Source organism: Pantoea septica, from assembly GCF_002095575.1.
Taxonomy (GTDB): Bacteria; Pseudomonadota; Gammaproteobacteria; order Enterobacterales; family Enterobacteriaceae; genus Pantoea; species Pantoea septica.
Genome location: NZ_MLJJ01000003.1, coordinates 44,031 through 69,781, shown reverse-complemented (window position 1 = coordinate 69,781; position 25,751 = coordinate 44,031). Strand labels below are relative to the sequence as shown.

Genomic DNA, 25,751 nt, shown 5'->3' with positions numbered 1-25,751 from the left:
ATTAAAAGGTCCGGGTTTTGTAGATAAGCTGCGAGTTAACGCGGTTGCGAAACTGCAGCTGGCCGATTTTCACGTCGCTGCAGGCCGCTTCGCGTCTCGCCTCGAGGATCACCTCGTGGTGCGGCGACTTGCTGCACACCGGATCCGTATTATCGGCGTTGCCGGTCAGCATAAAGGCCTGACAGCGGCAGCCGCCGAAGTCCTTCTCTTTCTCGTCGCACGATCGGCAGGGTTCCGGCATCCAGTCGAAGCCGCGATAGCGGTTGAAGCCGAAAGAGCGATACCAGATATCTTCCAGCGACTGTTCCAGCACCGACGGGAATTGCACCGGCAGCTGGCGCGCGCTGTGGCACGGCAGCGCGGTGCCCTCTGGCGTCACGCTAAGGAAAATCGATCCCCAGCCGCCCATACAGGGTTTGGGGCGCTCTTCATAGTAGTCCGGCGTCACAAACAGCAGGTTGGTGAGATTACCGCTGGTGCCCATTTGCTCGCGGTAGCGGCTGACAACCGCTTCCGCCTGGGCGATCTGCTCGCGCGTCGGCAGCAGGCCCTGGCGGTTAAGCTGCGCCCAGCCGTAGAACTGGCAGGTGGCCAGCTCGACGTCGTCCGCTTCCAGCTCGATACAGAGGTCGATAATCTTGTCGATCTGATCGATGTTGTGACGGTGTAACACAAAGTTGAGCACCATCGGGTAGCCGTGCTTCTTCACCGCGCGCGCCATCTCCAGCTTCTGCTGGAAGGCCTTTTTCGAGCCCGCCAGCGCGGCGTTGAGCGTTTCGTCGCTCGCCTGGAAGCTGATCTGGATATGGTCCAGCCCCGCCTCGGCGAAGGCGTCGAGCTTTTTCTCGGTCAGGCCAATGCCCGAGGTGATCAGGTTGGTGTAGAAGCCGAGATCGCGCGCGGCGCGGATCAGCTCCGGCAGGTCTTTACGCGTCAGCGGTTCGCCGCCCGAAAAGCCGAGCTGGACGCTGCCCATGGCGCGCGCCTGGCGGAACACCTCAATCCACTGCTCCGTGGTCAGCTCTTTCTCCTGCTGGGCAAAGTCGAGCGGATTGGAGCAGTAAGGGCACTGCAGCGGGCAACGGTAGGTTAGCTCCGCCAGCAGCCAGAGCGGCGGATTGACGGCGGGATTATTCTGGGTCACGAAACATTATCCACTTTTGTTCATACGCCGCGCGCAGAAACTCTCTGACATCGTCGCCGACACCGCCCGCTTCGGGGAAGCGCGCGTCGAGCCCGGCGATAATCGCGCTTACGCTCTCTTTGCCGTTGACCTGTTCGAGGATCGCGGCGGCGGTTTCATTCAGCTTCGCCATGCCTTCCGGATAGAGCACCACGTGACTATCCTGCGCGGCTTCCCACTGCATGCGATAGCCGCGGCGAAACGCGGGAATTGAGTTGTCGTTCATGGGGTTATACCAGCCTTGTCGTGTGCCAGGCCGCCCTGTCGGTGACCGTATGGTAAGGCGGACGCTTCAGCTCGTAGGCCATGGTCATGGCGTCCAGCATCGTCCAGAGAATGTCGAGTTTGAACTGCAGGATCTCCAGCATCCGGTTCTGTTTCTCGACCGTATCGCAAAACTCCAGCGCCAGCGCCAGGCCGTGCTCGACGTCGCGGTTCGCCTGGCTCAAACGGCTGCGGAAATAGAAATAACCCTCTTCCTTAATCCATGGATAGTGCTGCGGCCAGCTGTCGAGGCGCGACTGATGGATCTGCGGCGCGAAAAGCTCGGTAAGCGAGCTGCAGGCCGCTTCCTGCCAGCTGGCGCGGCGCGCGAAGTTGAGATAGGCGTCGACCGCAAAGCGTACGCCCGGCAGCACATGGCGCTCAGACAGCAGCGCCTCGCGCGTCAGCCCAACCGCCTCGCCCAGCTGCAGCCAGGCTTCGATGCCCCCTTCGTGGCCGTTGCTGCCGTCGTGGTCGAGAATACGCTGTACCCACTTGCGGCGCGTGGCGGGATCGGGGCAGTTGGCCATGATCGCCGCGTCTTTTAGCGGAATGCTGGTCTGATAATAGAAGCGGTTCGCCACCCAGCCCTGGATCTGCTCGCGCGTCGCGTCGCCGTTGTGCATCGCGATATGGTAAGGATGATGAATATGGTAGTAAGCGCCCTTATCGCGCAGCGCCTGTTCGAACGCCTGCGGCGTCAGCGTCTCGGTGATCTGCATCACTCACTCCTGAAGATGAATCGCCATACCGTCCCAGCTCACTTCAATGCCCTGCTGCGTCAGAAACTGACGCTGCGGCGACTGTTCGTTGAGGATCGGATTGGTGTTGTTAATGTGAATAAGGATCTTGCGTTTCGCCGGCAGCGAGGCGAGCAGCGCCATCAGCCCCTGCTCTTCAGAGAGCGCCAGGTGGCCCATCGCCTTGCCGGTGTTGGTGCCGACGCCGGCGGCCTGCAGCTCGTCATCTTTCCAGACGGTGCCGTCGATCAGCAGGCAATCCGCCTTCTGCAGCCAGGGCATAATCACCGCATCCGGCTCGCCGAGGCCCGGCGCATAGAGCAGCGTCTGTTTGCTGGCGAGGTTTTCAATAAACAGCGCCACGTTGTGTCCCGGCAGCGGGCGGTCGCGGTATGGCGAGTAAGGCGGCGCGTTGCTAAGGATCGGGATAGCGGTAAAACGCAGGTTCGGACAGACGTCGACGCTAAACGGCTCGAGCGGCGCGATGGGACGATGCTGCAGCCCGCCGTTCCAGTGTTTCAGCATGGTGAATACCGGGAAGCCGCTGGTGAGATCGGCGTGCACTTCCGGCGTGCACCACACCTGATGCGGGCAGCCTTCGCGCAGGCTGAGCAGCCCGGTGGTGTGATCGATCTGGCTGTCGGTAAGAATAATGGCGCCGATGGCGGTGCCGCGCAGCACGCCCTTTTTTATCAGTTCTGGCGTATGGGCGATCTGCTGGCTGATGTCCGGCGAGGCGTTGCATAACACCCAGTTTTCGCCGTCGTCGCTGAGAATAATCGAGGACTGCGTACGCGGGCTGGCCTGAATGGTGCCGTCGCGCACGCCCTGACAGTTGGCGCAGTTACAGTTCCACTGAGGAAAACCGCCGCCAGCGGCGGATCCAAGGACTTTGATGAACATAGGAGAAACCCGGCGTTGAAACAAAATGCCCGCGCAGCTGGCGGGCATGGATATTAACGGTTGGAGATGTACAGGGTAACTTCCAGACCGAGACGTAAATCAACAAATTCAGGTTTTTTCCACATAATAGTCTTCCTCTAAGGTGAATGAACAAAGCGATACCCGTCAGGTATCATTACGTAAACAATCCAGTGATTATGCACGCAATTTTGAGCCGGCTGATGGTGCGCTAACGGCGCACCGAGATCAACCTGCAAATGTTAAGAAAATGAATCAGCCCTGCCAGACCTGGCGCAGCACGCGCAGCCAGTTATCCGAGGCGAGCTTTTCCAGCCGATCCTGATCATAGCCCGCATCGCGGAATGCCGCGAACAGGCGCGGCAGTCCCGCCACGTCTTTTAACGCGTCCGGCACGGAGATGCCGTCAAAATCGGAGCCGAGTCCCACACGATCGCTGCCCATTATCATTATGAGCCGTTCGTAGTGTCTGACGATGTCGCTCAGCGGCGTGTCACTGTCGCGCTTGCCGTCGGCGCGCAGAAACGCATTGCCGAAGTTGATGCCGACCATGCCGCCGCTGTCGCGTATGGCGGCGAGCTGCGCATCGGTCAGGTTGCGCGGCTGGGCGCAGAGCGCATGGGCGTTGGAGTGGGTCGCCACCAGCGGCGAACTGGAGAGCGCGGCGGTATCCCAGAACGCTTTTTCGTTCATATGCGACACGTCGATCAGCATATTCAGCGCGTTGGCCTGTTTAATCAGCGTCTTGCCGGCGTCAGTCAGACCAGGCCCGCTGTCCGGCGAGCCGGGAAACGCGCCGGTCACGCCGACGCCGAAGCGGTTAGGCAGATTCCAGAAAGGCCCGATGCTGCGCACGCCGGCCGCGTAAAAGGCCTGCAGCTGTTCGCCCTCTTCATCCAGCGCGTCCGCGCCTTCGATATGGGCCACCAGCGCCAGCACGCCCGCGTCGCGGCAGGCGGCAATCTCGGCCGCGCTGCGGCACAGCCGCGCGCGCCCCTGCGACTGCTCGGCGATCTGCGTGAGGATAGCCAGCTGCTGCCACATGATTTCCAGCGGCTGATAAGGCGCTTCCGCCAGGTGCGGCGCCGCCTGGGCGATATAGGCCTGCGGCGGCACGAAGAGAGCGAACAGGCCGCCGAAAAAGCCGCCCTGGCGCATGCGCGGAAAATCGAGCTGGCCGCGTTCGATGCCGTTAAAGAAGGCGTCGACCGGCGCGTCGCGATGATTCAGCCACAGATTGAGCAGCAGATCGTTATGGCCATCAAAAGTTAACATCGGAGAAATAAGCGTTTAAAAAACTCAACATCGCGCTATGTTACGCGGCCGCAGGATAAACGCCAAATCAGAGGGCACGAATGGTTACTCTGCCTGCGGCGTAACCGAGAACTGGTCAAATATCTTGTAGGTGGCGACATCAAACAGCGAAACCGCCTCGACCTCCGCCATCGGGATCAGATGACGAAAATGCTGCAGGTTGAGCGGCGCGGAATCGGGGGTGATATTTTGCGCCAGGTAGAGCTGATAGTAGCGGTGCTGCTCGCAGAAGCGCAGCGTCTCTTTATCGCGGTAGCCGCTGATATAGGGGATAAGCGCCAGATGCTGGGTTTGCGTATGTTCGATGCGCGGCGCGGCGACGTAGCCGATATAGACCTTGCGTGACTTCAGCGTGACAAACACCAGCTTCTCCTCTTCGATCGCCTGCAGCAGCAGCGACTCCATGCCATCCTCCTTTCGCCACTTTTCGGTATTCCGCCATGCTGCTTTTGCTGTCTCGCATCGCCCGTCGGGCCGCCTCGCCCGCGCGCCAGGCGCGCAGACAGGCGAGCGCCAGCGACAGCTCGAAAAAGAGCGGATAATTCATCAGCGTGGTGTGGGTCAGCCAGGAGTAGTAATCCTGCACGGCATAATCAGCGAAAAAAAGATGGGGAGTGGAGAACAGCAGGCTGACAAGAAAGAGGGCCAGGTAGAGCAGCGCAATGCCGAAGAACCCCTGGAGGGCGAATTTGGCGCCGTGCATCGCCACGTAAAAATAGGCGATCCAGCCGTTAGACCGGGCCTGACGCGTGCGTGAGGGATAGTAGTTTTCCGTGTACCAGTAGCCGCACACCAGCACGACCATGATGACCAGCGGTCCCATCGCGCGTCCTCAGTTTTTTTGCGCCAGCTCTTCCATACGGGCGCGCATCGCTCTGCCTACGTCCGGGTTATCCATATTCAGCCGGGCGTTGCCGTTAACGTCAAGGATCAGCTTGTCCTGGCTGGTATAGGGCAAATCTTCATTGGTTAAGCCGCGCATAAACTTATCCGGCTCGGCGAACCATTTACCCATCAGGGTTTTCAGCCTGTTCATTTCTGCTCCTCGCTTTTCCGGTGCGGTCATCTATGCGGTTGCGCTCAGGTGAGTATACGCCAGGCGCAGCGAACATTCCTTGTTCAGTTTTCTACGCTATTTTGTCTTTGCGTGCAACCGCGCACGGCGTTAACTGCCCTGCGCCACCGTCAGGCCGCGATAGAAGGTCGGCTTCACATCGAGCGACCGCTGGATCAGGCCATATTTCTGGTAAAAGTCGGCGGTCTCCTGCTGCTGCCGCACCGTCTGGTCGTCAATGCTCTGCCAGTGCGACTGGCGACGCGAGAACGCTTTTTCCGCCGCCGCGGGCGGAAAGCCGATAATTTTCGCCAGCGTCTGCGCGTAGTCGGCGACGTGGCTGTTGGCCCAGCGATCCGCCGCCGCCAGCCGGTTGACGTAGTCCTGGAGCGCGGCGCGCTTTTCGGGGTCGTTGATGGCGGCGTCGGTGGCGGCCAGAAAGCTGTTGCCGGTCGAGAGCCCCACGCCGTTGACCAGTATGCGGCCGCTCTGCGTCACTTCCGCCAGCGCGGTATAGGGATCCCATGTCGCCCAGGCGTCTACCGCGCCGTTAGAAAGCGCGATGCGCGCATCGGCAGGCTGTAAAAAGCGCCAGCTGACATCTTTATCGTTCAGCCCCGCCCGCTCCAGGGTTTTCAGCGCCTGAAAATGGCCGATAGAGCCGCGTCCGGTGGCGATGCTTTTTCCTTTGAGATCGGCGGCGGTTTTGATGGGCGAATCCGGCCGCACCAGCACCGCCAGCCCGGCAGGCACCGACTTGCTGACCGCCACCGCTTTCACCTGCGAGCCGGCGGCCAGCGAAAAGAGCAGCGGCGCGTCGCCGATAATGCCCGCGTCCACCGCGCCCGCATTAAGCGCCTCCGCCAGCGGCGCGGCGGCGGGAAATTCCGCCCACTCGATAGCGTAGCTTAGCTTGTCGAGCTGATGCGCCGCCGTCATCTCGGCGCGCATATTGCCTTTCTGATCGGCGATGCGCAGCGTGACGGCCTGCGCGGAGGAGGCGCTGGCCAGCGCAAGCGCGATATAAAGAGCGTGGTATTTCATCCTGTTTTCTCCTGGCGCAAAAAAACCAGCATAAACCGGACGTTGAGAAACGCCGATGCCGATTCCGCATGAGGTTTGCCAACGGCCGCATAAGGCTGTCGCTTTTGCGTTATCGGTTGTCATTTTTGCGCGCGCGGCGGCGCGGCGCGGTGCGGCAGACTGCGCTGACACCCTAAGGAGGCTTTATGTTGACGCAACCCGCAGAGAAGTACCGTGCTTTTCCCGTTATCGCCCTGCCCGATCGGCAGTGGCCAGATCGCCAGCTAACAAAGGCGCCGCGCTGGCTTTCCACCGACTTACGCGACGGTAATCAGGCGCTGGCTGAACCGATGGATGCAGAGCGCAAGCTGGCGTTTTGGGCGCTGCTGCTGGCCTGCGGCTTTAAAGAGATAGAAGTCGCCTTTCCCGCCGCATCGCAAACCGATTTTCAATTTGTGCGCGATCTGATTGAGCAGCGCCGCATTCCCGAAGCGGTCACTATTCAGGTGCTGACGCAGGCGCGCGAAGCGCTTATCGCCCGCACCTTCGAGGCGTTGCAGGACGCGCCGCGCGCTATTCTGCATCTGTATAACGCCACTGCGCCGCTGTTTCGCGAACGGGTGTTTGGCCAGAGCCGGGCGGAGATCGTTGCGCTGGCCTGCGCGGGGGCGCGTCAGATCCGCGACGGCTGCGACGCCCGGCCTGAAACGCACTGGACGTTTGAATACTCCCCGGAAACCTTCTGTTTTACCGAACCGGAATTCGCGCTGGCGATCTGCGAGGCGGTAGCGGATATCTGGCAGCCCTGCGCCGCCCGTCCGATGATCGTCAATCTGCCCGCAACCGTAGAGGTCAATACCCCGAACGTTTATGCCGATCAGATTGAATATTTTTGCCGTCACTTCAGCCGCCGCGATGCCGTTTGCATTAGCGTGCATCCCCATAACGATCGCGGCACCGGCACCGCCTGCGCGGAGCTGGCGCTGCTGGCGGGCGCGGATCGCGTTGAGGGCTGCCTGTTCGGCAACGGCGAGCGCACCGGCAACGTCAATCTCGTCACGCTGGCGCTGAATCTCTACAGCCAGGGGATCGCGCCTCAGCTTGACTTCAGCGATATCAACCAGGTGACGGAGGTGGTGACGCGCTGCAACCAGCTGCCGGTGCATCCGCGTCATCCTTATGCGGGCGAGCTGGTGTTCACCGCTTTTTCCGGCTCGCATCAGGATGCGATCCGCAAAGGTTTCGCCCTCCGTCAGCAGCGGCAGGAGACAAACTGGCAGATGCCTTACCTGACGATCGATCCGGCCGATATCGGCTGCAGCTATGAGGCAGTGATCCGCGTCAACAGCCAGTCGGGCAAGAGCGGCGCCGCCTGGCTGCTGGAGCAGAACCATGGCCTGACGCTACCGCGCGCGCTGATGCAGGATTTCAGCCAGCGGGTACAGCAAGAGACGGACCTGCACGGCAAGGAGATGACGCAGCGCGCCATCTGGCGCTGCTTCTGCCTGCACTACGGCGTAGAGCAGGCGACGCTGACGCTGCTGGAGGCGGAAAGCCGAAGCGACGGCGATATTACCCGGCTTGAGGCGAGCCTGGGGATAAACGGCGGCACTCGTCGCCTGCGCGGCAGCGGTAACGGCCTGCTGTCGGCCGCGGTGGATGCGCTGCGTCGCGCGCTGGGACTGGAGCTGACGATTGCGGATTACCACGAGCATACGCTGGGCAAACGCAGCGACAGCCGTTCGGTCGCCTACGTCTGCTGCCTGAATAGCCTGGGCGAGCGCGCCTGGGGCGTCAGCATCGACAGCGATATCGCCCGCGCCTCCCTACAGGCGCTGCTTAACGCGGCGACGGCCTCTCTGCCTGTGGAAAATAGGCTGCAGGCGCCACCCCCATCAGGCGACGAAACATCGCGCTGAAGGCGCTGGGGCTGTTGTAGCCGAGATCCAGCGCCACGCCCAGCACCGACTCGCCCTGCGCCAGCCGGGTCAGGGCGATGAGCAGGCGCGCGCGACGCACCCAGTCGCTGAAGTGCAGCCCCGTCTCCCGCTGAAAGTGGCGCGCAAGGGTGCGGCTGGAAAGGTTTAGCCGCCGCGCCCCCTCCTCCAGCGTCCAGCGATCCCCCGGCGCCTGCTGGATGGCGCGGCAGAGCCTTTGCAGCCGCGCGCTCTGCGGCTCCGGCAGATTGAACGGCAGCACGTCCAGGCCGCGCAGCTCATCCAGAATCAACTCATAGATATGCTCGCTGCGGCTGCCGGGCGCGTAGACCTCCGGCAGGGGCAGCGCGCTGACGATCAGCTCGCGCAGCAGCGGCGATACCGGCACCACCTGACAGCTGGCGGGCAGGTCGGCGCGCGCCAGCGGATCGACGAATAAGGTGCGCGCGGCGACGGGGCCGGTAATCTGCAGCGCATGGCGGGTGTAGGCGGACAGCCAGACGCCGCGGCCCGGCGGCACGATCCAGCTGCCCTGCGCGGTATCGACGCGCACCACGCCGCTCAGCGTATGAATGAGCTGCGCGCAGCTGTGATGGTGCCAGGGCTCGCTGTCGCCGTGCGCGTAGTCATGGGCGTACGAGACCAGCGGACGAGAGGTGAAATCGAACGACAGCCGCGCCGTCACGATTACTTCTTCAGATAGCGATGGATCGACGCCAGATCCTGCTCGCCGTAGCCGGCGTCCACTGCCTGCTGCCAGAGTGCGGCGATCTGCTCCAGCGCGGGCAGCTTCGCGTCGCCCTTCGCTTCTAACGCCAGCTTCGCATCTTTCAGCGCCCACACCAGGCTCATCTGCGGAGTGAAATCGTTGCTGGCGATCATCGCAAGCTTCGCTTTGGCGTAAGGCGCCGCCAGCGGGCCGCCGTCGAGCACCTTCCAGAAATCGTCGGTCGTAAAGCCAAACGTTTCCGCCAGGCGCGTGCTCTCCGCCAGGCTCTGCATCAGGCCGATCAGCCAGCTGTTGACCACCAGCTTCATGCGCGACGATTTGCCCGCCTCGCCCAGCCACTGCGTGCCTTTGCCAATCGCGGCGAAGACCGTTTCCGCCGCCTGGGCACGCGTCCGATCGCCGCTGGCCATCACCAGGATCTGCGCATTTTCCGCCGGCGCTTTGGTACCGGAAACCGGCGCGTCGATAAAGATTACGTCCGGGCGCTCGCTGGCGAACCAGGCGATCAGGGCATCGGTTTTCTCAACGCCGATGGTGCCCATCTGCGCGAGTGTCGCGCCCTGCTTCAGCGCCTCCTTGACCTGATGCAGCGTCTTTTCCGTGGTGTCGCCGTCGGAGAGCATGGCGATAACCACGTCAGCGTCGCGCACCGCCTCTTCCGGGCTGTCGCTCAGCGTCAGGCCGGAGGCGATCAGATCTTCGCCGCGCGCCCGCGTGCGGTTCCAGCCATAGACGGTAAATCCCTTTTTCAGCAGGTTGGCGGCAAACGCGTGCCCCATGGCGCCTAAACCTAATACGGCGACGGCGGGTTGTTGACTCATAGTGACTCCTCGGGTTGTCCGTAAACTAAGCATTTAACACTGAAGGGAAAGTCACGAAAAATCCAGTCGGGAAAAACATTTTTCGACGCTGAATTTCGCATAAAACGACCTTATTATTTACGCTTTTCAAATAATCGTAAAAACCCGTAACATACGCGCACAATGTTCCGTTTGGTTCATTTCATCTCTTAATGACGGTCTTTCATTCATGAAAATTGCATCACTGCGACAGGTCAGCGCGCTGCTGCCCGCTATGCTGCCGCTGCCCCTGCTGGCGGCGGACGATACCGGCAGCGCGACCATGGTGGTCAGCGCCGCGCCGGCGCAAACCGGCCTCTCCGAACTCGATACGCCCGCCGCGGTCAGCGTGGTGAACGGCGAGGATATGCGCCAGGCCGCGCCGCGCGTCAATCTCTCGGAAAACCTCGGCAGCGTGCCGGGCCTGCAAATCCAGAACCGCCAGAACTACGCCCAGGATCTGCAGCTTTCGGTGCGCGGGTTTGGTTCGCGCTCGACCTATGGCGTGCGCGGACTGCGCCTGTATGTCGACGGCATTCCTGCCACCATGCCCGACGGTCAGGGACAAACCTCCAATATCGATATCGGCTCTATCGACCATATCGAGGTGCTGCGCGGCCCCTTTTCCGCGCTCTACGGCAACGCCTCGGGCGGCGTGATTAACGTCGATACCCAGACGGGCCAGCAGCCGACGACGCTGGAAGCAGGCAGCTGGTACGGCAGCTACGGCAGCTGGCGCAACAGCGTCAAGGCGAGCGGCGCGACCGGCGATGGCACGCAGGCGGGCGACGTCAACTACACCGTGTCCGCCTCGCGCTTCACCACGCACGGCTACCGCGACCACAGCGAGGCGCAGAAGAACCTCGGCAACGCGAAGCTGGGGGTGCGCATCGACGACGTCAGCACCCTGACGCTGCTGTTTAACAGCGTGCACATCGAGGCGCAGGATCCCGGCGGCCTGACGCCGGATCAGTGGCGCGCCAACCCGCGCCAGGTGGTCAGCAACGTCACGCTCTACAACACGCGCAAAACCGTGGATCAGACCCAGGGCGGCCTGCACTATCAGCGCCAGATGGGCGAAAATGACGATCTCAGCGTGATGATGTACGCCGGGATCCGCGAAACCACTCAGTATCAGTCGATCCTGAAAAACGTGCAGCTCCGCCCGAAACATCCTGGCGGCGTTATCGATCTGACGCGCCACTACCAGGGCATCGACACGCGCTGGACCCACCGCGACAGCCTGTTCAGCGTGCCGGTGACGCTGACCGGCGGCCTCGACTATGAAACCATGACCGAGCGCCGCAAGGGTTTCGAGAACTTCAACGGCGACGACCTCGGCGTGAAGGGCAACATTCGCCGCAACGAGCGCAACCTGATGTGGAACCTGGATCCCTACCTGCAGACCGCCTGGCAGCTCACCGACAAATGGTCGCTGGACGCCGGGCTGCGCTACAGCACGGTTAATTTCGACTCCAACGACAACTATATTACCGCCGGCAACGGCGACGACAGCGGCGACGCGCGCTACCACAAATGGCTGCCCGCCGCGTCGCTGAAGTACGCTATCGACAGCAGCTGGAACGCCTATCTCTCGGCGGGCCGCGGCTTTGAAACCCCGACCATTAACGAGCTCTCCTATCGCGGCGACGGCGAAACCGGCCTGAATACCGGCCTGAAACCGGCGACCAGCGACACGGTCGAGCTGGGGACGAAAAAACGCATCGGCAACGGCCTGATCACCGCCGCGCTGTTCCAGACCGACACCCAAAACGAAATCGTCACCGATACCAGCCTCGGCGGCCGCACCACCTATAAAAACGCCGGGCAAACCCGCCGGCGCGGCCTGGAGCTGGGCGTGGATCAGCCGTTCGCCGCCGACTGGCGCGCGAAGGCGGCCTGGACGCTGCTCGACGCGCGCTATCGCAGCAACGCCTGCGGCGACGCGAGCTGCGACGGCAACCGCATTCCCGGCATTGCGCGCAATATGCTCTACGCCAGTCTGGCCTACGCGCCGGAACAGGGCTTTTATGCGGGCGCGGAGATGCGCTATATGAGCGATATCGCCGCCGACGACGAAAACGACGTGAAGGCGCCCGCCTATACCGTCGCGGCGCTTAACAGCGGCTACAAATGGCTGGTGCAGAACTGGACGCTCGATCTCTTCGGCCGCGTCGATAACCTCTTCGATCGCAACTACGTCGGTTCGGTCATCGTCAATGAAGGCAACGGGCGCTACTTCGAACCGGCGCCGGGTCGCAATTACAGCGTCGGGCTGACGCTAAGCTACGCTTTTCAGTAAGCCCTGTCGCCCCGGCCAGAAACCGGGGCTTTTTTATGGCGCGCGCCGCGCCATCCAGTTGGCAATCCAGCGCGACAGAATGGGGCCGGTGAACATCACCACGATAAAGCGCCCGGTCTGCATCGCCATCACAAAGGGCATATCGACGTTGCTCGACGCGGCGATAATCGCCACCGAATCGGCGCCGCCCGGACTGGTCGCCAGATAGGCGGTCAGCGGATCGATCCCGGCAAACTTCACCAGCAGAAAAGCGAACAGCCCGCAGATGGCGATCAGCGTCAGCACCGACAGCAGCACGCGCGGCAAGGCGTGCGCCGCGTAGCGCAGAATATCGGCGCTGAAGCGCAGGCCGATGCCCCAGCCGACAAAGGCGTATGCCAGCGCCAGCAGCCACTTCGGCAGCGTGATATCGAGGCCGCCGATATCCTGCGCCAGCGAGGCGACAATCAGCGTCATCAGCATCGGACCGGCGGGAATGCGCAGCAGACGCGCCGCCAGCAGGCCGGCGGCAATGGTCAGCAGCGTCAAGAGAAAGGCGCCCGGCGCGAAAGGCGCGAAGAGATCGAGCGCCGGGGAGGCGGCGGGCGCGCTGCTCCCGTGAGTCCAGAGGCGCGTCACCAGCGTGGCGACCAGCGCCACCATCATCACGCGCAAATACTGCATAAAGGCGACGAGGCGCACGTCGGCGCCGAAACTCTCCGCCATCAGGGTCATGGCGGTCGCCGCGCCGGGCGACGAGCCCCAGATGGCGGTCGAGCCCGGCAGCACGCGGAAGCGCGCCAGCAGGCCGCCCAGCGCCAGGCTGGCGAGGATCACCGAGCCGACGCACAGCACAAACAGCGGCCAGTCATCCGCAATTTCATGAAATATCGTGGCGGGGATCGCCGCGGCGATCATCGCGCCCACCGTCGCCTGCGCGCCGTTAAACAGCGGCCGCGCGATTTTCAGCGCGCGGCCGGAGGCGGCGAAGCCGATGGCGGCAAACATCGGGCCAAGCAGCAGCGCGGCCGGAATATGCAGCCACTCCAGCACCCCGACCAGCGCCGCCGAACAGAGGATCAGTCCGGCCCAGCGCGTCAGGCTCGCCTGCGCCGTCGCCATGTTAGCGCGCGTCAACCAGCGCCAGCACCTCGTCGCTGGTGCCGGTTTCGCCAAGGCGCGGGAAAATCAGCTTAACGCTGTTGTGATGGGTATCGAGATTGAGATCGGTCATGGCGTCGGTGGCTAAAGTGACGTTGTAACCTAACGCATACGCCTGGCGTGCGGTGGATTCGACGCCGATGCTGGTGGCGATGCCGCAGATCACCACCTGAGTGACGGCGCGCGCCTGCAATTCGGCATGCAGATCGGTGTGATGAAAGGCGCCCCAGGTTTTCTTGGTGACGGTGATATCACCGGGCTGCGGCGTCATCTCCGGCACCAGCGTCGCCCAGTCGGCCGGCAGTTCGCCGCTGTGGCTGCCCTGCTCGTTACGGCCCGGCGCGCCGCCGGCGACGTTTACCAGCACTACCGGCAGCTGGCGGGCGCGGAAACCCGCGGCGAGCTGCGCGCAGCGGTCGATGACCGGCTGCGGCTCATGCACCACCGGCAGGCGAACGATGCCGTGCTGCAGGTCGATGATAATCAGTGCGGTGTGGGTATCAAGGGTAGTCAGAGCCATGAAAAGTCCTCTCAGGATGCGTTGTCGGCGAGTCGTTGCAGTAAGGGGATCGCGGCGATCAGCAGCTGGCGCTCGTCGGCGCTGAGTCGGGTGTCGATGGCGCACACCAGCCAGTCGTCGCGCATCGCGCGGTTGGCGGCGATCAGCGCGCAGGCGCTCGGCGTCGCCGAGTAGCGGGTTTTGCGGCCGTCGAGCGGATCCGCCTCGCCCTGCACCATGCCCGCGGCCAGCAGGCTGGCGACGGTCGCGCCCATCGACTGGGTGCGCACCCCTTCCGCAGCAGCCAGCTCGGTAATGGTCATCGCGCCGTCGCGTACCAGGTAACCCAGCACCGATACCTGCGACCAGGTGAGGTCGCCCGGCGGCGCGGATTCGCGCAGCCGGCGGCTAAGCTTGCCTGTCAGCATACGCAGCGCTGCGGCGGCTTCAGTGAGTTCGCTCATCGCCTTTCTCCTTACGTTAGCGTCAGTATAGAGATACGAAGGCAAACTGTGTAGTTTACCTTCGTATCAATTTGTAAGGTCAGGACGCTGCAAATAGTGGATCAGACTGTGAAAGCGCAGCGGCGTGGCGAGCGGATTGCGATAGCTGTGCGCAATGTCGGCGGCGAACTGCAGCGCCTCGCCCGCCTGCAGCCGACGCCAGACGCCCTCCGTGCCGAGCAGCAGTTCGCCCTCGATCACCACCACCTGCTCTACGCAGCCTTGCTCGTGCGGCGAGGAGTCGCTCTGCGCGCCCGCCGCCAGCTCGACCGCCAGCAGATCGAAGCGCAGCCGCGCGTCGTAAGGCAGCAGCGGCCGCACCGTCATCTGCGCGTTGGGTTGGCTGAAGCGCGCGCTATCGCCGCTCTGCAGCCCGTTGCCCTGAATGAAAAAAGAGAAAGGAACGTTAAAACCGGTGGCGATTTTCCACAGCGTCGCCACCGTTGGGCTGGACTCGCCGCGCTCGATCTGGCCGAGCATCGCCTTGCTGACGCCGGTGCGTTCCGCCGCCAGCGTCAGGCTCCAGCCGTTGGCCTGACGCAGCTGTTTCAGCGCCTCGCTAAGATGCTGATGCAGATTTTCCATGAGGTTCTCCTGAAATCATGGCGGCAGTGTAGCACTTGAGCGCTATAGCGCACACTGATACCATGTGCGTTATAGCGCACACTGATACCATGTGCGTTATAGCGCACAGTGGAGGTTTTATGCAGAGCATAACGGCGCGATCCGCCTTTTCTTTTCCCATGCTGGTGTCGGGTTTCGTTGCCGTGCTGGTCGGCTACAGCAGCTCCGCGGCCATTATTTTTCAGGCGGCGCAGGCGGCTGGCGCTTCGTCGAAGATGATCGGCGGCTGGCTGTCGATGCTGGGCATCGCGATGGGCCTCTGTTCGCTGGGCCTGTCACTCTGGACGCGCATGCCGATCCTCTGCGCCTGGTCCACGCCTGGCGCGGCGCTGCTGGCGACCAGCCTGCACGGCCTCTCCATCAATGAGGCGATCGGCGTGTTTATCTTCGCCAACGCGCTGATTGCGCTGAGCGGCGTGACCGGCCTGTTTGCGCGCCTGATGAACGTTATTCCGCCCGCGCTGGCCTCCGCCATGCTCGCCGGGATCCTGCTGCGCTTCGGGCTGGAAGCCTTTACCGGCCTGCAGAGCGATATTGCGCTGTGCGGCGCGATGCTGCTGAGCTGGCTGCTGGCGCGGCGCTGGCTGGCGCGCTACGCCATTCTGGCCGCGCTGGCGGTGGGCGTCGCGGTGGCGCTCGCCCGGCACGCAATCCATTTCCCGGCGCAGATGGCGAGCTTCGCGCTGCCGCAGGGCATCATGCCGCACTTTAGCCTGACCGCGTTGCTCGGCGTCGGCCTGCCCTTTTTTCTCGTTACCATGGCGTCGCAAAACGCGCCGGGCATCGCCACGCTGCAGGCGCACGGCTACCGGCCGCCGGTCTCCGCGCTAATGAGCTGGACCGGGCTGGCGACCCTGCTGCTGTCGCCCTTCGGCGGCTTTTCCGTTTGCATCGCCGCCATCACCGCCGCTATCTGCATGGGCGACGAGGTGGACGCTGACCCGCGCCGCCGCTGGATGGCCGCCGCGCTGGCCGGGCTGTTTTATCTGCTGGCCGGTCTCTCGGGCGCGCTTATCGCCGCCCTGTTCGTGGCGCTGCCGTCGCCGCTGATCGCCACCCTCGCCGGCCTGGCGCTGCTGTCCACCTTCAGCGCCAGCCTGACGCGCGCGCTGGCGGAGCCGGATACGCGCGACACGGCCGCCATCACCTTTCTGATTACCGCCTCTGGCCTTTCGCTGTTCGGCATCGGCGCCGCGTTCTGGGGGCTGGTCGGCGGCCTTGCGGCGCATGCCGTGCTGACGCGTCGCGGCGCTTAAGCGACTGGGCGCGCTGCGCATTTTTTATCGCAGCGCGCGAAAAACGCCCTTAATTATCGTTTTTTCCGGCGTTTGATTTGCCGTTGTTCGGCGTAAAATCACTCCAATCGCCGATATCACACGATTTTCTGCCTCACACTTCGACCGATAAGGGCCCAACAGGTGGCAAAAACTTTTCTGCGCAGCGGCAATCTTGACGCGGTGCTGGCGCTGGGTGAAAACGGCCAGCCGGTCTACGCATCCGCCCTGCAAATTCGTGAAACGCTGCGGCTGCGCCGTCAGACCGCGCTGGCCAACTGCCTGGCCGTTCCTCAGCCCAACGCGCGCGGCGACCGTCTCGACTGGTACGCGCCCTTCAGCGGCAAGGTTAAATCCTGGCTGGGCGCCAGCGATCGCGAGCGCCGGCAGGCGCTGGAGCAGCTGACGGCAACGCAGCAGGAGATGCAGGCTCTCAGCGCGCGCGCGCGCGAGGCCGACAATCCGGCGATGCGCCTGTTCGGCGCGCTGCTGAGCAAAGCGCTGCAGTTTCCCGATCAGCAGTATGTCTACCTGGTGGACGGCAAGCCGGTGATCACCTTCTGGGGCTTTGTCGACGCGCAGGCGCGCACGCGCGACGATGCGCTCGCCTGCCTGCGCGATACGCTGGAGGCGTCGCTGCCGCCGCTGCTGCCGGAGTTGACTGTCGTCGAGCCGCAGCCGGCGATAGCGGAAATGCCGCCGACGATCGCTGAGCCTGAGCCGCTGCCGGAACCCGTTGTCGACGTCTCTCAGGTCGTCGAGCCGCCCGCGGCTGCATCAGCCGCCCCGCCCGCCATCGCGCCCACCACGTCGCGCCGCGCCTTCCGCCTCTGGTATCTTGCGCCGGTGGCGCTGGCCGTTGCCGGCGCCGCCGCCTTCTGGCTGCATCAGCCGACGCCGGTCGCTGCGCCTGCCGCCGCGCCGGCGGCCACCGCTATCGCGCCGCCTGCCGCGCTGATCGCCGCGCAAAAAGCTCGCCGCCACCCTGCCGCAGACCCCCGCCAGCGTCGACGCACCGGCCGCGGCGCCTGCGCCTTCCGCAACGCTTGCCAGCGTCGTGACGCCCGCCGTTCCCGCCGCGGGCGACGCGCTAAAAATGAGCGTAGAGGATGTCCGCGCCGGCGCGATTGGCGTCGTCGACGGCCGCTGGCGCGTGGTGATGCAGAACTCCCTGCCAGGCGGCGCGTCGCCGGTGCTGCACTATGAGATCAGCGGCGGCAAAGGCAGCGCCACCGTCACCCAGGGCAATAACCTGCGCTGCAGCGCCGACGAGGTCACTGCGGCCATGCTCGGCAGCGGCCAGCTCTCGGTGCGCAGCCGCTATACTGCCAAATGCAGCGACGGCTCGCGCTACCGCATGCCGCAGCTGATGTGTAAGCCGGGAGACGGCGCCGCCGTGTGCGAAGCGCTGTTCAGCGATAACAAATCCTTCCCGATGACGATTAAGCGTGAGAGTAAGTAACCATGTTGGCTCCCCTGATCGATGACAAACAAAAAATCACGCTGATTGAAGAGAGCGGCGTACAGTTTCTGGATTTTGGCCTGCGCATCGCCGCAGGTCAGGCGCGCCGCCAGTTCGTCCGCCAGACGGCGAACGGCCCGCTGCTGCGTCTCAACGTCGACGGCAACAGCGGCAAGTTTCTGCTCTATCCGGATGACGGCGGCACGCCGGAAGTGGTGCGCCCGGAATCGGACGTGGCGCTGGCCGACTCCCTGACGCTGCTGGCGGACTGCTGGCTGCCGCTGCCGATGCTGCGCTGCGCCAGCGGCCGCCGCTTTATCGGCGGCCCGGAGAACTGGGCGCGCGTGCGCCTCACCGCGCTGGCGCAGCCGGACGCGGCGGGCAATACCCACCGCGTCACCCTGGCGTTCGATACCCGCTGCGTGGCGCAGGAGGATGGCGGCGAACAGCTCGGCCTGACCGCCGCCGACGCGCAGAACGGCGTCACCTTCTCGCTCGCCTGGCACAACTACGAGCTGGGCGAGTTCCTCGATCATATCTGGGTCGACGGCTGGCTGCGCGAGACGTTCAGCGACCGCGTCGGCGACCGCCGCGAGCAGGCGATCGCGCAGGCGCTGCGCGAGTTCGAATATCAGGCGCACTACCTGAACCTGCTGGAGCTGCTCGGCGAGCAGCTCAACCTGAGCGATATCCACCTTCAGGCCGCCACCCAGCAGACGCCGGCGGTGAACGTCGACATTATTCTCGACGTCGGCAATTCGCACACCTGCGGCATTCTGGTGGAGGATCACCCTGAAGAGAGCAACGGCCTGAAGCAGACCTACGAATTACAGCTGCGCGACCTTTCGCAGCCGCATCAGGTCTATAACGAACTGTTCGACAGCCGCCTGGAGTTCGCTGAAACGGACTTCGGCAAGGCGAGCTTTTCACTGCAGAGCGGCCGAGAAAACGCCTTTATGTGGCCGTCGCTGACGCGCGTCGGCCGCGAAGCGAGCCGTCTGGCGCTGCAGCGCGCTGGCCTTGAGGGCAGCACGGGCATCTCCAGCCCGCGCCGCTATCTGTGGGACGAGGCGCGCTATCAGCCAGGCTGGCGTTTTAATCAGCCGCAGGGATCGAACGAGCCGCAGGCCAACGCCGCGCCCTTTACCTTTCTGCTGAATGACGAAGGGGAGCCGCTGCACGCGCTCGCCGACGACGACCGCCTGCCGGTCTTTTCCGCTCACTACAGCCGCAGCTCGCTGATGACCTTTATGCTGTGCGAACTGCTGGCGCAGGCGCTGATGCAGATGAACAGCGCCGCGCAGCGCCAGCGCATGCCGCAGAGCCACGCGCCGCGCCAGCTGCGCCACGTCATCCTCACCCTGCCGTCCGCCATGCCTAAGCCGGAGCGCGAAATTTTCCGCCGCCGCATGCAGCAGGCGATCGCGCTGGTGTGGAAAGCCGAGGGCTGGCACGCGGCCGACGAGCCGTTCGACGCCGCCGCGCCGCCGACCTGCCGCAAGCCGGTGCCGGACGTGCAGATGGAGTGGGACGAAGCCACCTGCGGCCAGATGGTGTGGCTGTTCAACGAAACCCAGGTCAACTTCGCCGGTCGCGCGCAGGATTTCTTTAGCAGCACCGCGCGCCCCGATCGTCCGCGCGAAGCCGATGAAGTGCCGGGCAAAAGCCTGCGCATCGCCTCGATCGATATCGGCGGCGGCACCACCGATCTGGCTATTACCCACTACCGCCTCGACGACGGCCAGGGCAATAACGTCAAAATTACCCCGCGTCTGCTGTTCCGCGAAGGCTTCAAAGTCGCGGGCGACGATATTCTGCTGGACGTGATCCAGCTCTGGATCCTGCCCGCGCTGCAGCAGAGCCTGCAGAAAGCGGGCCTGACGCTGGCCGAGCCGCTGCTGAACAAGCTGTTCGGCCACGACGGCCGCCTCGACGGCCAGGCGACGCTGCGCCAGCAGGCGACGCTGCAGCTGTTTATTCCGCTGGCGCAGGCGGTGCTGGAGCGCTACGAGAACTGGGATCCGCTGGAGAGCCACGCGGAGATCAACGCCCTGTTCGGCGAGCTGGTGGAGAGCCGCCCGGCCGACGCGGTGCTCGCCTTTATCAACGGCGAAATCAGGCGCGCGCTGGGCGCCGACAGCGGTTTCGATCTGCTGGAGGTGCCGCTGATCGTCAGTCTCGCGCAGCTGCACGCCGAGTTTATGCAGCACCGCATGGCGATCATTCCGGCGCTGCGCTCGATGTGCGAGGTGGTGTCGCTCTATCAGTGCGACGTGCTGCTGCTCACCGGACGCCCGTCGCGCTTCCCGGGCATCCAGGCGCTGGTGCGCCATCTCCAGCCGCTGCCGGGCAGCCGCATTCTGTCGCTGGAGGGCTATCACACCAGCGACTGGTATCCGTTCAACAAACATGGCCGCATCGACAACCCGAAATCCACGGCGGCGGTCGGCGCGATGCTCTGCCTGCTAGCGCTGGATCTGCGCCTGAACAGCTTCTGGTTCCGCGCGGGCGATTTTGAGCCCTATTCGACCATCCGCTATCTGGGCGTGCTCGACGAGAACCAGGCGCTGACCGACGATAATCTCTGCTACAGCGATATCGATCTCGACGACCGGGGCTTCGCGCTGGACCGCAAAAGCAGCTTCCGTATTCGCGGCAACGTCTGCCTCGGTTTCCGTCAGCTCGACAACGATCGCTGGCCCGCGTCGCCGCTCTACAGCCTGACGCTGAACGACGCCCAGCTGGCGCGCAAGGTCGCCGGAGAGAGCGTGCTGCGCGTGAAGCTGGCGGTGGCGCCAGGCCCGACGCTGCCCGGCCCCGAGCGCCTGGTGCTGAGCGACGCGCGCCTCGATGACGGCACCCGCGTGCCGCTCGAGCAGCTGAGCCTGAAACTCAATACTCTCTCGCCGACGGGCAACGCCAACGCCCAGTACTGGATTGACAGCGGAAGCCTTTGCAAACGATGAGAACTGTAAAACCGCGCCAGCCGCAGACGCTGGCAAAACGACTCGGCCTGCTGCAGGAGGCGTTGAACGCCAGCCTGGGCTGGATCGCCGACCACCGCGAGGCGTCGCCGCGCCTGGCGCTGGAAGCGGAAACCTTTACGCGCCAGCTGCGCCGCGCCCGCGCGCAGAGCGATGCGCTCGCCCAGCAGGTCGCTCGTCCGGTGACGCTGGCGCTGTTCGGCCAGTCGCAGGCGGGCAAAGCCTGGCTGCTGAGCGAAATGGTCGCCGACGCCCAGGGCCAGCTGCTGACGCGTCTGGGCGAAAAGAGCCTTAACGTTTTTCAGCAGATCAATCCCGGCAATCTCGACTTCGCCGCGGCGACCCGCTACTGCCATCAGCGCGAGCCGCTCTCCGGCGAATGGCCGGTAGAGCTGACGCTGCTGAGCGAGGCGGAAATTTTACGTCTGGTGCTGAGCTGCCGCCATGCGGCGCCGCAGCCGGAAAGCGCCCAGCTCGATCAGCAGCTGCAGCGCCTGCAGCGCCAGCGCCTCAGCGCGCCGATCGGCGGGCTCGACAGCGACGCGCTGGTCACGCTCTGGGCCTGGAGCCGTCGTCACCGCTGTCACGAGGCGCGGCTCGACCGCCATTTCTGGCCGCAGGCGGTAGAGCTGGCGCCCGCGCTCAGCGTCGACGACCGGGTGCAGCTTTTCGCCCTGCTGTGGCCGACGCAGCCGGAGCTGAGCGAAGCGCTGCGCGCGCTGCTGCATCTGCGCCATCAGCTGCGCAGCGCCAGCCGCGTGCTCGCGCCGCTCAGCCTGCTGGCGGACGACGCGCTGCTGCCGAGCGAACAGCTGATCGCACCCGCCAGCGAGCAGGATCAGCAGATGAAGGTGGAAGTTTGTCCGCTGAACGGCAACCGCATCGGCAAGCCGCAGCAGGCGCCGCTCGGCTGGCTGGCGCTGTTGACGCTGGAGCTGGTCATCCCCCTGAGCTCGACGCCGCGCACCGCCCTGTTTGACGACGCCGATATGCTCGATCTGCCCGCCCCAGGCGCGCCGGCCGATGCGACGGCGCTGGAGGAGCGTCAGCGTCTGGAGCAGCTGGATCCGCTGCGCGCCCGACTGCTGGAGCAGAAACGCGCCCTGCTGCCCGGCTTCTACGCTACGCGCCAGGGGATCGATTTAATGCTGGTCTGCACCGCCGCCAGCCAGCGTCAGGATGTCGATGTCGCCAGCCGCGCGCTGCGCGAGTGGCAATTGCATCAGCCGCCGCGCGAAAACGGCGAAAAACCGCGCCTGATTTGGGCGATCACCCCTTACGACGCGCGCCATCAGCAGATCAACGTCGATGAGGCGGTACAGCGCCAGATTGGCCAGCCCGGCCAGCGCTGGGGCTCGATGCTGGCGCTCGATCGCGCCGGCGTCGATCGCATGGCGGAGTGGCTGCAGGAAGAGATGCAGCCCGATGCGCGCCGCGATCGGCTGCTGGCCGAGCTGCGCGCCCTACAGCACAGCGTGCTGGAGCGTCGTCTGCTGCCCTGGATCGACGCCGAGGCGAGCGTCGAACAGGCCGCGCGCAGGCAGACCATCGCCGACACGCTGCTGAAATGCCTGCAGCACCGTACCGGCCTGCACGGCGAACTGCTCGAGCGGCTGCAGCCGCCGCGCGAAACGCTGCGTCAGCTCTGGCTCAGCCAGCATGACGCGCCGGCCGCCGCCGCGGCGATCCGCGCTGAGGCGCCCGCGCAGCATTTCGGCGTCGGATTTGAATTCGATCTTTTTAGCGATACGCCGCTGGTTGAGCCTGCGGCCGCGCAGCAACACGTCAGCGCCGCGGGACAGAGCTTCGCGCGCCAGGTGATGGCGCTGTGGCTCGATCATCTGCGCGAACTGCCGGAGAACCGCAGCCTGCTGACGCTGCTGAATGTGGATCGCGGCACGCTGGAGTGGCTGGTCGAAGAGCTGATCGTTGCCAGCTTCCGCCTCGATATGCTGACGTCGCTGGAGCAGGCGCTGCACGAGCCGGATAACCCTTCCGTCACCCATGAGTCGCGCGCCGATCGTCAGGTTTCCCGCGCCATGACGGTGCTGGGAGATTTTGTCGCCTGGCTGGGCTTTTTACAGCGTGACGAAGCTGAGCGGCCGCCAAGCCGCGTCAATCGCGGCCAGCCGATTTTCGCGCGTCCGCCCGCGCCGAGCGTTAACTTCTCTGCCGGACAGCGGCTGACGCGCCTTTCCGCCGCGCCCGCCAACCATACCGCCTACTACATTTACGACTGGCTGGTCGGGCTCAATTCGGTGATTCTGGAGAACAACGGCTACGCCGGCGGACGCGACGTCACGCCTGCCGCGCGCGCCGCGCTGGCCGCCATCCTCGCGCCGCTGCGCAGCTAATCCCGCTTCAGGCGCAGGTCGCCCTCCAGCGCCTGCGCCGCCTCTTCCAGCAGCGCCAGCACGGCGGCGAACTCGTCGCGCTGTGCCGCCTCCGCCGCATGACGCAGATGAATGCGCGCCGGCAGCGCCATGCCGCCGGTCAGCCAGTCCCACAGCGCGTCCAGATTATTGCCGAAGGCGAACGGACAATGGCTCTGCTGCGCCAGCGTCTGATAGAGCGCGTCGCGATCCGCCAGGCGACGAAAGTCGAGCGTAATGGTCAGCATTTTCAGGGCACCTGTTTAAAGCTGCGATAGTGATCGGTGGTGATATAGACCAGACCGTCGGAGGAGTAGACCAGCCGATCCGCCTCGCGATGGCCGCAGCGATAGTTGACGTCCGCCTCATACCATAAGCGCCCGCTGCGCTGCGGCAGGCGCTTTTCGCGGTTGCCGAAACGGTCGCCGCCTATCGCCTTGCCCGGCAGCACCTCGCACAGATTGCCTTTGGCGGGATCCCAGCCGCGGCGGCGCGCGTCGTTTTTGGTGATGTAATAGGTCGGCAGCTGCTGGTGCTGCAGCAGGTAACGCGCTACGGTGCGCGCATCGGTCAGCGAGCTGATGTCGCCGGATTCAGGCGTGGGTGAAACATTCAGATGGGGTTTAAAACCGGCCCAGGCGGCCGCAAGCACGACAATCAGTGCAATCCAGAGTTTTTTCGACATGATGGCATCCCAGACAACAGGACGCTGATGATACCAGCTTTAGCGGGCAGATACAGCGCGGGCCAGCGAAGCTGGCCCTGCGGGGATCACTGCATGGCTTGCATCTGCGCCCCGTGGCGACGCCAGGCGCCTGGCGCAACGCCGTACTGGCGTTTAAAGCTGCGGTTGAAAGACTGCTGCGAGTCAAAGCCCAGCGAAATCGCGACGTTGAGTATCGGCTCATTGGTGGTAGTCAGCCGATCCGCGGATTTCTTCAGCTTCTTGATGCGGATGTACTCACCCAGCGGATAGCCGGTGTGCTCTTTGAACATACGCTGCAGGTGCCATTTAGAATAGCCTGCGCGCTCCGATACGGTGTCCAGATCCAGACGTGTTTCGATGTTGTTATCGATCCAGTCGATTAGATCGTGAATAAATGCGTCGCTCATCATCCCATTTTCTCCCGTCGCCGTTGCGAACAGTATCAGTATCAGTTGCAATTACACTTTAAGGGTGACTGACTTTGCCATTTAATGCAAGTTGGATTGATACATTAAATGCCGCACTCGCCGTAAGGACATTCTCCGCCCCGCCCTGACTCAGTCAAAACCGCACATAAAGTGTATCAGATATTCTTGCAGTTGCTGGATGCCCAAGCCTACACTCCTCGCGATTAATTGCAATCTTAAAAGTTGCAAATATTGGCCCGCCCTTGTGGGCTCTTTTTTAACGCTATGCGGAATAACAATAATGAACAGACAAACGAAGTGGGTTCGTCAGGGTTCAACCCTTCTGGGCGCGGTGCTGCTCAGCAGCATACTCAGCGGATGTGACAAAGGCGTGGCGCAAAACGCCCCGCCGCCGCCCCCTCAGGTCAGCGTCGCCGACGTGGTAGTGAAGCCCGTCAGCCAGTGGGACAGTTTTAACGGCCGCATCGAAGCGGTGCAGAGCGTGCAGCTGCGCCCGCGCGTCTCCGGCTATATCGATTCGGTGAACTACCGCGAAGGCGACGAAGTGAAAAAAGGCCAGGTGCTGTTCACCATCGACGACCGCACCTACCGCGCCGCGCTGGAGCAGGCGAAGGCCGAACTGGCGCGCGCCCGCAGCCAGGCGGCGCTGGCGCGCAGCGAGTCGGCGCGCACGGAGAAGCTGATCGGCACGCAGGCGGTGTCGCGCGAGCAGTGGGAGCAGCGGCGCTCCGCCGCCAGCCAGGCGCAGGCGGACGTACTCTCCGCCGAGGCGGCCGTAGATATGGCGCAGCTCAATCTCGATTTTACCCGCGTGACCGCGCCGATCGACGGACGCGCCAGCCGCGCCATGATCACCACCGGCAACCTGGTGACCGCCGGCGACAGCGCCAGCGTGCTCACTTCGCTGGTGTCGCAGGATCGCATGTATGTTTACTTCGACGTCGATGAAACCACCTTCCTCCACTACCAGGCGATGGCGCGCCAGGGCCAGCAGCGCGGCTCGCTGCCGGTCGAAATCGGTCTGGCGGGCGAAAGCGGCTATCCGCACCGCGGCATGGTCGACTTTACCGACAACCAGCTCACCGCCAGCACCGGCACGATCCGCATGCGCGCCCTGCTTGATAACCGGCAGCGTCAGTTCACGCCCGGCCTCTTCTCCCGCGTCCGCCTGCCGGGCAGCGCGGAGTATCAGGCGCTGTTGATAGACGATAAGGCCGTGCTGACCGATCAGGACCGCAAGTATGTCTATGTCGTGGACAAAGAGGGCAAGGCGCAGCGCCGCGACATTCAGCCCGGCGCGATGGCCGAGGGGTTGCGCATTGTGAAAAGCGGGCTGCAGTCGGGCGATCGCGTGATCGTCGACGGGCTGCAAAAAGTGTTTATGCCCGGAATGCCGGTAACGGCCCAGCAGGTCGCGATGCGCGCGGCTAACGCCAACTAACTGAGGCTACT

General features: G+C 64.0%; 25 protein-coding genes and 1 pseudogene. 8 read left to right on the top strand and 18 right to left on the bottom strand.

What is annotated here, in order from left to right; all coding sequences use genetic code 11:
• Window position 1: 1 nt before the first annotated feature.
• The 7 genes from pqqE to HA46_RS21255 all read right to left on the bottom strand — a co-directional run bounded on the left by pqqE (window position 2) and on the right by HA46_RS21255 (window position 4,827).
• Window positions 2-1,144, bottom strand: a complete 1,143-nt coding sequence (pqqE, locus tag HA46_RS02345) for a pyrroloquinoline quinone biosynthesis protein PqqE (RefSeq protein ID WP_084882054.1) — start codon at window positions 1,142-1,144, stop codon at window positions 2-4.
• The gene (pqqD, locus tag HA46_RS02340; RefSeq protein WP_084882053.1) at window positions 1,131-1,409 is read right to left on the bottom strand and encodes a pyrroloquinoline quinone biosynthesis peptide chaperone PqqD; all 279 of its coding nucleotides are present in this window, start codon (window positions 1,407-1,409) and stop codon (window positions 1,131-1,133) included. Before pqqD ends, pqqE begins: the two co-directional genes overlap by 14 nt.
• Before the next feature lie 4 nt (window positions 1,410-1,413).
• Window positions 1,414-2,169 (bottom strand): pyrroloquinoline-quinone synthase PqqC, encoded by a 756-nt coding sequence (gene pqqC, locus HA46_RS02335; protein WP_084882052.1) that lies wholly within the window; start codon window positions 2,167-2,169, stop codon window positions 1,414-1,416.
• A 3-nt stretch (window positions 2,170-2,172) separates the two neighbouring features.
• Window positions 2,173-3,090: a pyrroloquinoline quinone biosynthesis protein PqqB gene (gene pqqB, locus HA46_RS02330; RefSeq protein WP_033747281.1), complete on the bottom strand. Its 918-nt coding sequence runs from the start codon at window positions 3,088-3,090 to the stop codon at window positions 2,173-2,175.
• A gap of 53 nt (window positions 3,091-3,143) precedes the next feature.
• Complete coding sequence (gene pqqA, locus HA46_RS02325) at window positions 3,144-3,215, bottom strand: pyrroloquinoline quinone precursor peptide PqqA (RefSeq protein ID WP_010617686.1); 72 nt, start codon at window positions 3,213-3,215, stop codon at window positions 3,144-3,146.
• 148 nt (window positions 3,216-3,363) lie between these two features.
• The gene (locus HA46_RS02320; protein ID WP_033789979.1) at window positions 3,364-4,383 is read right to left on the bottom strand and encodes a dipeptidase; all 1,020 of its coding nucleotides are present in this window, start codon (window positions 4,381-4,383) and stop codon (window positions 3,364-3,366) included.
• An 84-nt stretch (window positions 4,384-4,467) separates the two neighbouring features.
• The gene (locus HA46_RS21255; RefSeq protein ID WP_244277492.1) at window positions 4,468-4,827 is read right to left on the bottom strand and encodes a hypothetical protein; all 360 of its coding nucleotides are present in this window, start codon (window positions 4,825-4,827) and stop codon (window positions 4,468-4,470) included.
• Here HA46_RS21255 and HA46_RS21250 point away from each other — a divergent pair.
• Window positions 4,826-5,179 carry a hypothetical protein gene (locus HA46_RS21250; RefSeq protein ID WP_244277491.1) on the top strand — a complete coding sequence of 118 codons (354 nt, stop codon included), beginning with the start codon at window positions 4,826-4,828 and terminating at the stop codon, window positions 5,177-5,179. The genes HA46_RS21255 and HA46_RS21250 overlap by 2 nt on opposite strands.
• 75 nt (window positions 5,180-5,254) lie before the next feature.
• Here the strand turns inward: HA46_RS21250 and HA46_RS02310 are convergent, their stop codons facing one another.
• Together HA46_RS02310 and HA46_RS02305 are read right to left on the bottom strand one after the other, a co-directional pair.
• The gene (locus tag HA46_RS02310) at window positions 5,255-5,458 is read right to left on the bottom strand and encodes a hypothetical protein (RefSeq protein ID WP_033789976.1); all 204 of its coding nucleotides are present in this window, start codon (window positions 5,456-5,458) and stop codon (window positions 5,255-5,257) included.
• A 129-nt stretch (window positions 5,459-5,587) separates the two neighbouring features.
• Window positions 5,588-6,520: an ABC transporter substrate-binding protein gene (locus HA46_RS02305; protein WP_084882051.1), complete on the bottom strand. Its 933-nt coding sequence runs from the start codon at window positions 6,518-6,520 to the stop codon at window positions 5,588-5,590.
• Between the two features lie 185 nt (window positions 6,521-6,705).
• Here HA46_RS02305 and leuA point away from each other — a divergent pair, with 185 nt between their 5' ends.
• Window positions 6,706-8,418, top strand: a complete 1,713-nt coding sequence (leuA, locus tag HA46_RS02300) for a 2-isopropylmalate synthase (RefSeq protein ID WP_084882050.1) — start codon at window positions 6,706-6,708, stop codon at window positions 8,416-8,418.
• On the opposite strand, the gene HA46_RS02295 is transcribed toward leuA, so the two are convergent.
• On the bottom strand, window positions 8,339-9,121 hold the full coding sequence (locus tag HA46_RS02295) for an AraC family transcriptional regulator (protein ID WP_084882049.1): 783 nt from the start codon (window positions 9,119-9,121) through the stop codon (window positions 8,339-8,341). The two genes, leuA and HA46_RS02295, sit on opposite strands and share 80 nt — an antisense overlap.
• A gap of 2 nt (window positions 9,122-9,123) precedes the next feature.
• On the bottom strand, window positions 9,124-9,987 hold the full coding sequence (locus HA46_RS02290) for an NAD(P)-dependent oxidoreductase (RefSeq protein WP_084882048.1): 864 nt from the start codon (window positions 9,985-9,987) through the stop codon (window positions 9,124-9,126).
• A 208-nt stretch (window positions 9,988-10,195) separates the two neighbouring features.
• Here HA46_RS02290 and pqqU point away from each other — a divergent pair, with 208 nt between their 5' ends.
• Entirely contained in the window at window positions 10,196-12,307 is a 2,112-nt protein-coding gene (gene pqqU / locus HA46_RS02285; RefSeq protein WP_208857387.1) for a TonB-dependent receptor PqqU, read from the top strand.
• A 33-nt stretch (window positions 12,308-12,340) separates the two neighbouring features.
• On the opposite strand, the gene HA46_RS02280 is transcribed toward pqqU, so the two are convergent.
• The 4 genes from HA46_RS02280 to HA46_RS02265 all read right to left on the bottom strand — a co-directional run bounded on the left by HA46_RS02280 (window position 12,341) and on the right by HA46_RS02265 (window position 15,034).
• On the bottom strand, window positions 12,341-13,423 hold the full coding sequence (locus tag HA46_RS02280; protein WP_244277490.1) for an AbrB family transcriptional regulator: 1,083 nt from the start codon (window positions 13,421-13,423) through the stop codon (window positions 12,341-12,343).
• Window positions 13,410-13,967 (bottom strand): isochorismatase family protein, encoded by a 558-nt coding sequence (locus HA46_RS02275; RefSeq protein ID WP_084882046.1) that lies wholly within the window; start codon window positions 13,965-13,967, stop codon window positions 13,410-13,412. Before HA46_RS02275 ends, HA46_RS02280 begins: the two co-directional genes overlap by 14 nt.
• Before the next feature lie 11 nt (window positions 13,968-13,978).
• On the bottom strand, window positions 13,979-14,410 hold the full coding sequence (locus tag HA46_RS02270) for a MarR family winged helix-turn-helix transcriptional regulator (RefSeq protein ID WP_033789961.1): 432 nt from the start codon (window positions 14,408-14,410) through the stop codon (window positions 13,979-13,981).
• Window positions 14,411-14,476: 66 nt separating this feature from the next.
• Window positions 14,477-15,034, bottom strand: coding sequence for a helix-turn-helix domain-containing protein (locus HA46_RS02265; RefSeq protein ID WP_033789960.1), 558 nt, complete (start codon window positions 15,032-15,034; stop codon window positions 14,477-14,479).
• Between the two features lie 119 nt (window positions 15,035-15,153).
• Between HA46_RS02265 and HA46_RS02260 the strand changes: the two genes are divergently transcribed.
• From HA46_RS02260 to HA46_RS02245, 4 genes and pseudogenes are all read left to right on the top strand, one after another.
• On the top strand, window positions 15,154-16,329 hold the full coding sequence (locus HA46_RS02260; RefSeq protein ID WP_084882045.1) for a benzoate/H(+) symporter BenE family transporter: 1,176 nt from the start codon (window positions 15,154-15,156) through the stop codon (window positions 16,327-16,329).
• Window positions 16,330-16,491: 162 nt separating this feature from the next.
• Window positions 16,492-17,809: pseudogene (locus HA46_RS02255) on the top strand (SrfA family protein).
• A 2-nt stretch (window positions 17,810-17,811) separates the two neighbouring features.
• On the top strand, window positions 17,812-20,775 hold the full coding sequence (locus HA46_RS02250) for a virulence factor SrfB (RefSeq protein ID WP_033789956.1): 2,964 nt from the start codon (window positions 17,812-17,814) through the stop codon (window positions 20,773-20,775).
• On the top strand, window positions 20,772-23,147 hold the full coding sequence (locus HA46_RS02245) for a virulence factor SrfC family protein (protein WP_084882044.1): 2,376 nt from the start codon (window positions 20,772-20,774) through the stop codon (window positions 23,145-23,147). The genes HA46_RS02250 and HA46_RS02245 overlap by 4 nt, the downstream gene beginning before the upstream one ends.
• Here HA46_RS02245 and HA46_RS02240 read toward each other — a convergent pair.
• From HA46_RS02240 to HA46_RS02230, 3 genes are all read right to left on the bottom strand, one after another.
• Complete coding sequence (locus HA46_RS02240) at window positions 23,144-23,413, bottom strand: barstar family protein (RefSeq protein WP_033789952.1); 270 nt, start codon at window positions 23,411-23,413, stop codon at window positions 23,144-23,146. The two genes, HA46_RS02245 and HA46_RS02240, sit on opposite strands and share 4 nt — an antisense overlap.
• Window positions 23,414-23,415: 2 nt before the next feature.
• Entirely contained in the window at window positions 23,416-23,850 is a 435-nt protein-coding gene (locus tag HA46_RS02235) for a ribonuclease domain-containing protein (protein ID WP_033789950.1), read from the bottom strand.
• A gap of 86 nt (window positions 23,851-23,936) precedes the next feature.
• On the bottom strand, window positions 23,937-24,281 hold the full coding sequence (locus HA46_RS02230) for a helix-turn-helix domain-containing protein (RefSeq protein WP_084882043.1): 345 nt from the start codon (window positions 24,279-24,281) through the stop codon (window positions 23,937-23,939).
• A 298-nt stretch (window positions 24,282-24,579) separates the two neighbouring features.
• Here HA46_RS02230 and HA46_RS02225 point away from each other — a divergent pair, with 298 nt between their 5' ends.
• A complete protein-coding gene (locus HA46_RS02225; protein WP_084882042.1) occupies window positions 24,580-25,740 on the top strand; it encodes an efflux RND transporter periplasmic adaptor subunit in 1,161 nt (386 codons plus the stop codon).
• The last annotated feature ends 11 nt before the right edge of the window (window positions 25,741-25,751 follow it).

Excerpts from the sequence above, each read along its gene's own strand:
- pqqD (WP_084882053.1), bottom strand. The coding sequence starts at position 1,409 with ATGAACGACAACTCAATTCCCGCGTTTCGCCGCGGCTATCGCATGCAG.
- pqqC (WP_084882052.1), bottom strand. The coding sequence starts at position 2,169 with ATGCAGATCACCGAGACGCTGACGCCGCAGGCGTTCGAACAGGCGCTG.
- pqqB (WP_033747281.1), bottom strand. The coding sequence starts at position 3,090 with ATGTTCATCAAAGTCCTTGGATCCGCCGCTGGCGGCGGTTTTCCTCAG.
- HA46_RS02320 (WP_033789979.1), bottom strand. The coding sequence starts at position 4,383 with ATGTTAACTTTTGATGGCCATAACGATCTGCTGCTCAATCTGTGGCTG.
- HA46_RS21250 (WP_244277491.1), top strand. The coding sequence starts at position 4,826 with ATGCCATCCTCCTTTCGCCACTTTTCGGTATTCCGCCATGCTGCTTTT.
- HA46_RS21255 (WP_244277492.1), bottom strand. The coding sequence starts at position 4,827 with ATGGAGTCGCTGCTGCTGCAGGCGATCGAAGAGGAGAAGCTGGTGTTT.
- HA46_RS02310 (WP_033789976.1), bottom strand. The coding sequence starts at position 5,458 with ATGAACAGGCTGAAAACCCTGATGGGTAAATGGTTCGCCGAGCCGGAT.
- HA46_RS02305 (WP_084882051.1), bottom strand. The coding sequence starts at position 6,520 with ATGAAATACCACGCTCTTTATATCGCGCTTGCGCTGGCCAGCGCCTCC.
- leuA (WP_084882050.1), top strand. The coding sequence starts at position 6,706 with ATGTTGACGCAACCCGCAGAGAAGTACCGTGCTTTTCCCGTTATCGCC.
- HA46_RS02290 (WP_084882048.1), bottom strand. The coding sequence starts at position 9,987 with ATGAGTCAACAACCCGCCGTCGCCGTATTAGGTTTAGGCGCCATGGGG.
- pqqU (WP_208857387.1), top strand. The coding sequence starts at position 10,196 with ATGAAAATTGCATCACTGCGACAGGTCAGCGCGCTGCTGCCCGCTATG.
- HA46_RS02275 (WP_084882046.1), bottom strand. The coding sequence starts at position 13,967 with ATGGCTCTGACTACCCTTGATACCCACACCGCACTGATTATCATCGAC.
- HA46_RS02270 (WP_033789961.1), bottom strand. The coding sequence starts at position 14,410 with ATGAGCGAACTCACTGAAGCCGCCGCAGCGCTGCGTATGCTGACAGGC.
- HA46_RS02265 (WP_033789960.1), bottom strand. The coding sequence starts at position 15,034 with ATGGAAAATCTGCATCAGCATCTTAGCGAGGCGCTGAAACAGCTGCGT.
- HA46_RS02260 (WP_084882045.1), top strand. The coding sequence starts at position 15,154 with ATGCAGAGCATAACGGCGCGATCCGCCTTTTCTTTTCCCATGCTGGTG.
- HA46_RS02250 (WP_033789956.1), top strand. The coding sequence starts at position 17,812 with ATGTTGGCTCCCCTGATCGATGACAAACAAAAAATCACGCTGATTGAA.
- HA46_RS02245 (WP_084882044.1), top strand. The coding sequence starts at position 20,772 with ATGAGAACTGTAAAACCGCGCCAGCCGCAGACGCTGGCAAAACGACTC.
- HA46_RS02240 (WP_033789952.1), bottom strand. The coding sequence starts at position 23,413 with ATGCTGACCATTACGCTCGACTTTCGTCGCCTGGCGGATCGCGACGCG.
- HA46_RS02235 (WP_033789950.1), bottom strand. The coding sequence starts at position 23,850 with ATGTCGAAAAAACTCTGGATTGCACTGATTGTCGTGCTTGCGGCCGCC.
- HA46_RS02230 (WP_084882043.1), bottom strand. The coding sequence starts at position 24,281 with ATGATGAGCGACGCATTTATTCACGATCTAATCGACTGGATCGATAAC.
- HA46_RS02225 (WP_084882042.1), top strand. The coding sequence starts at position 24,580 with ATGAACAGACAAACGAAGTGGGTTCGTCAGGGTTCAACCCTTCTGGGC.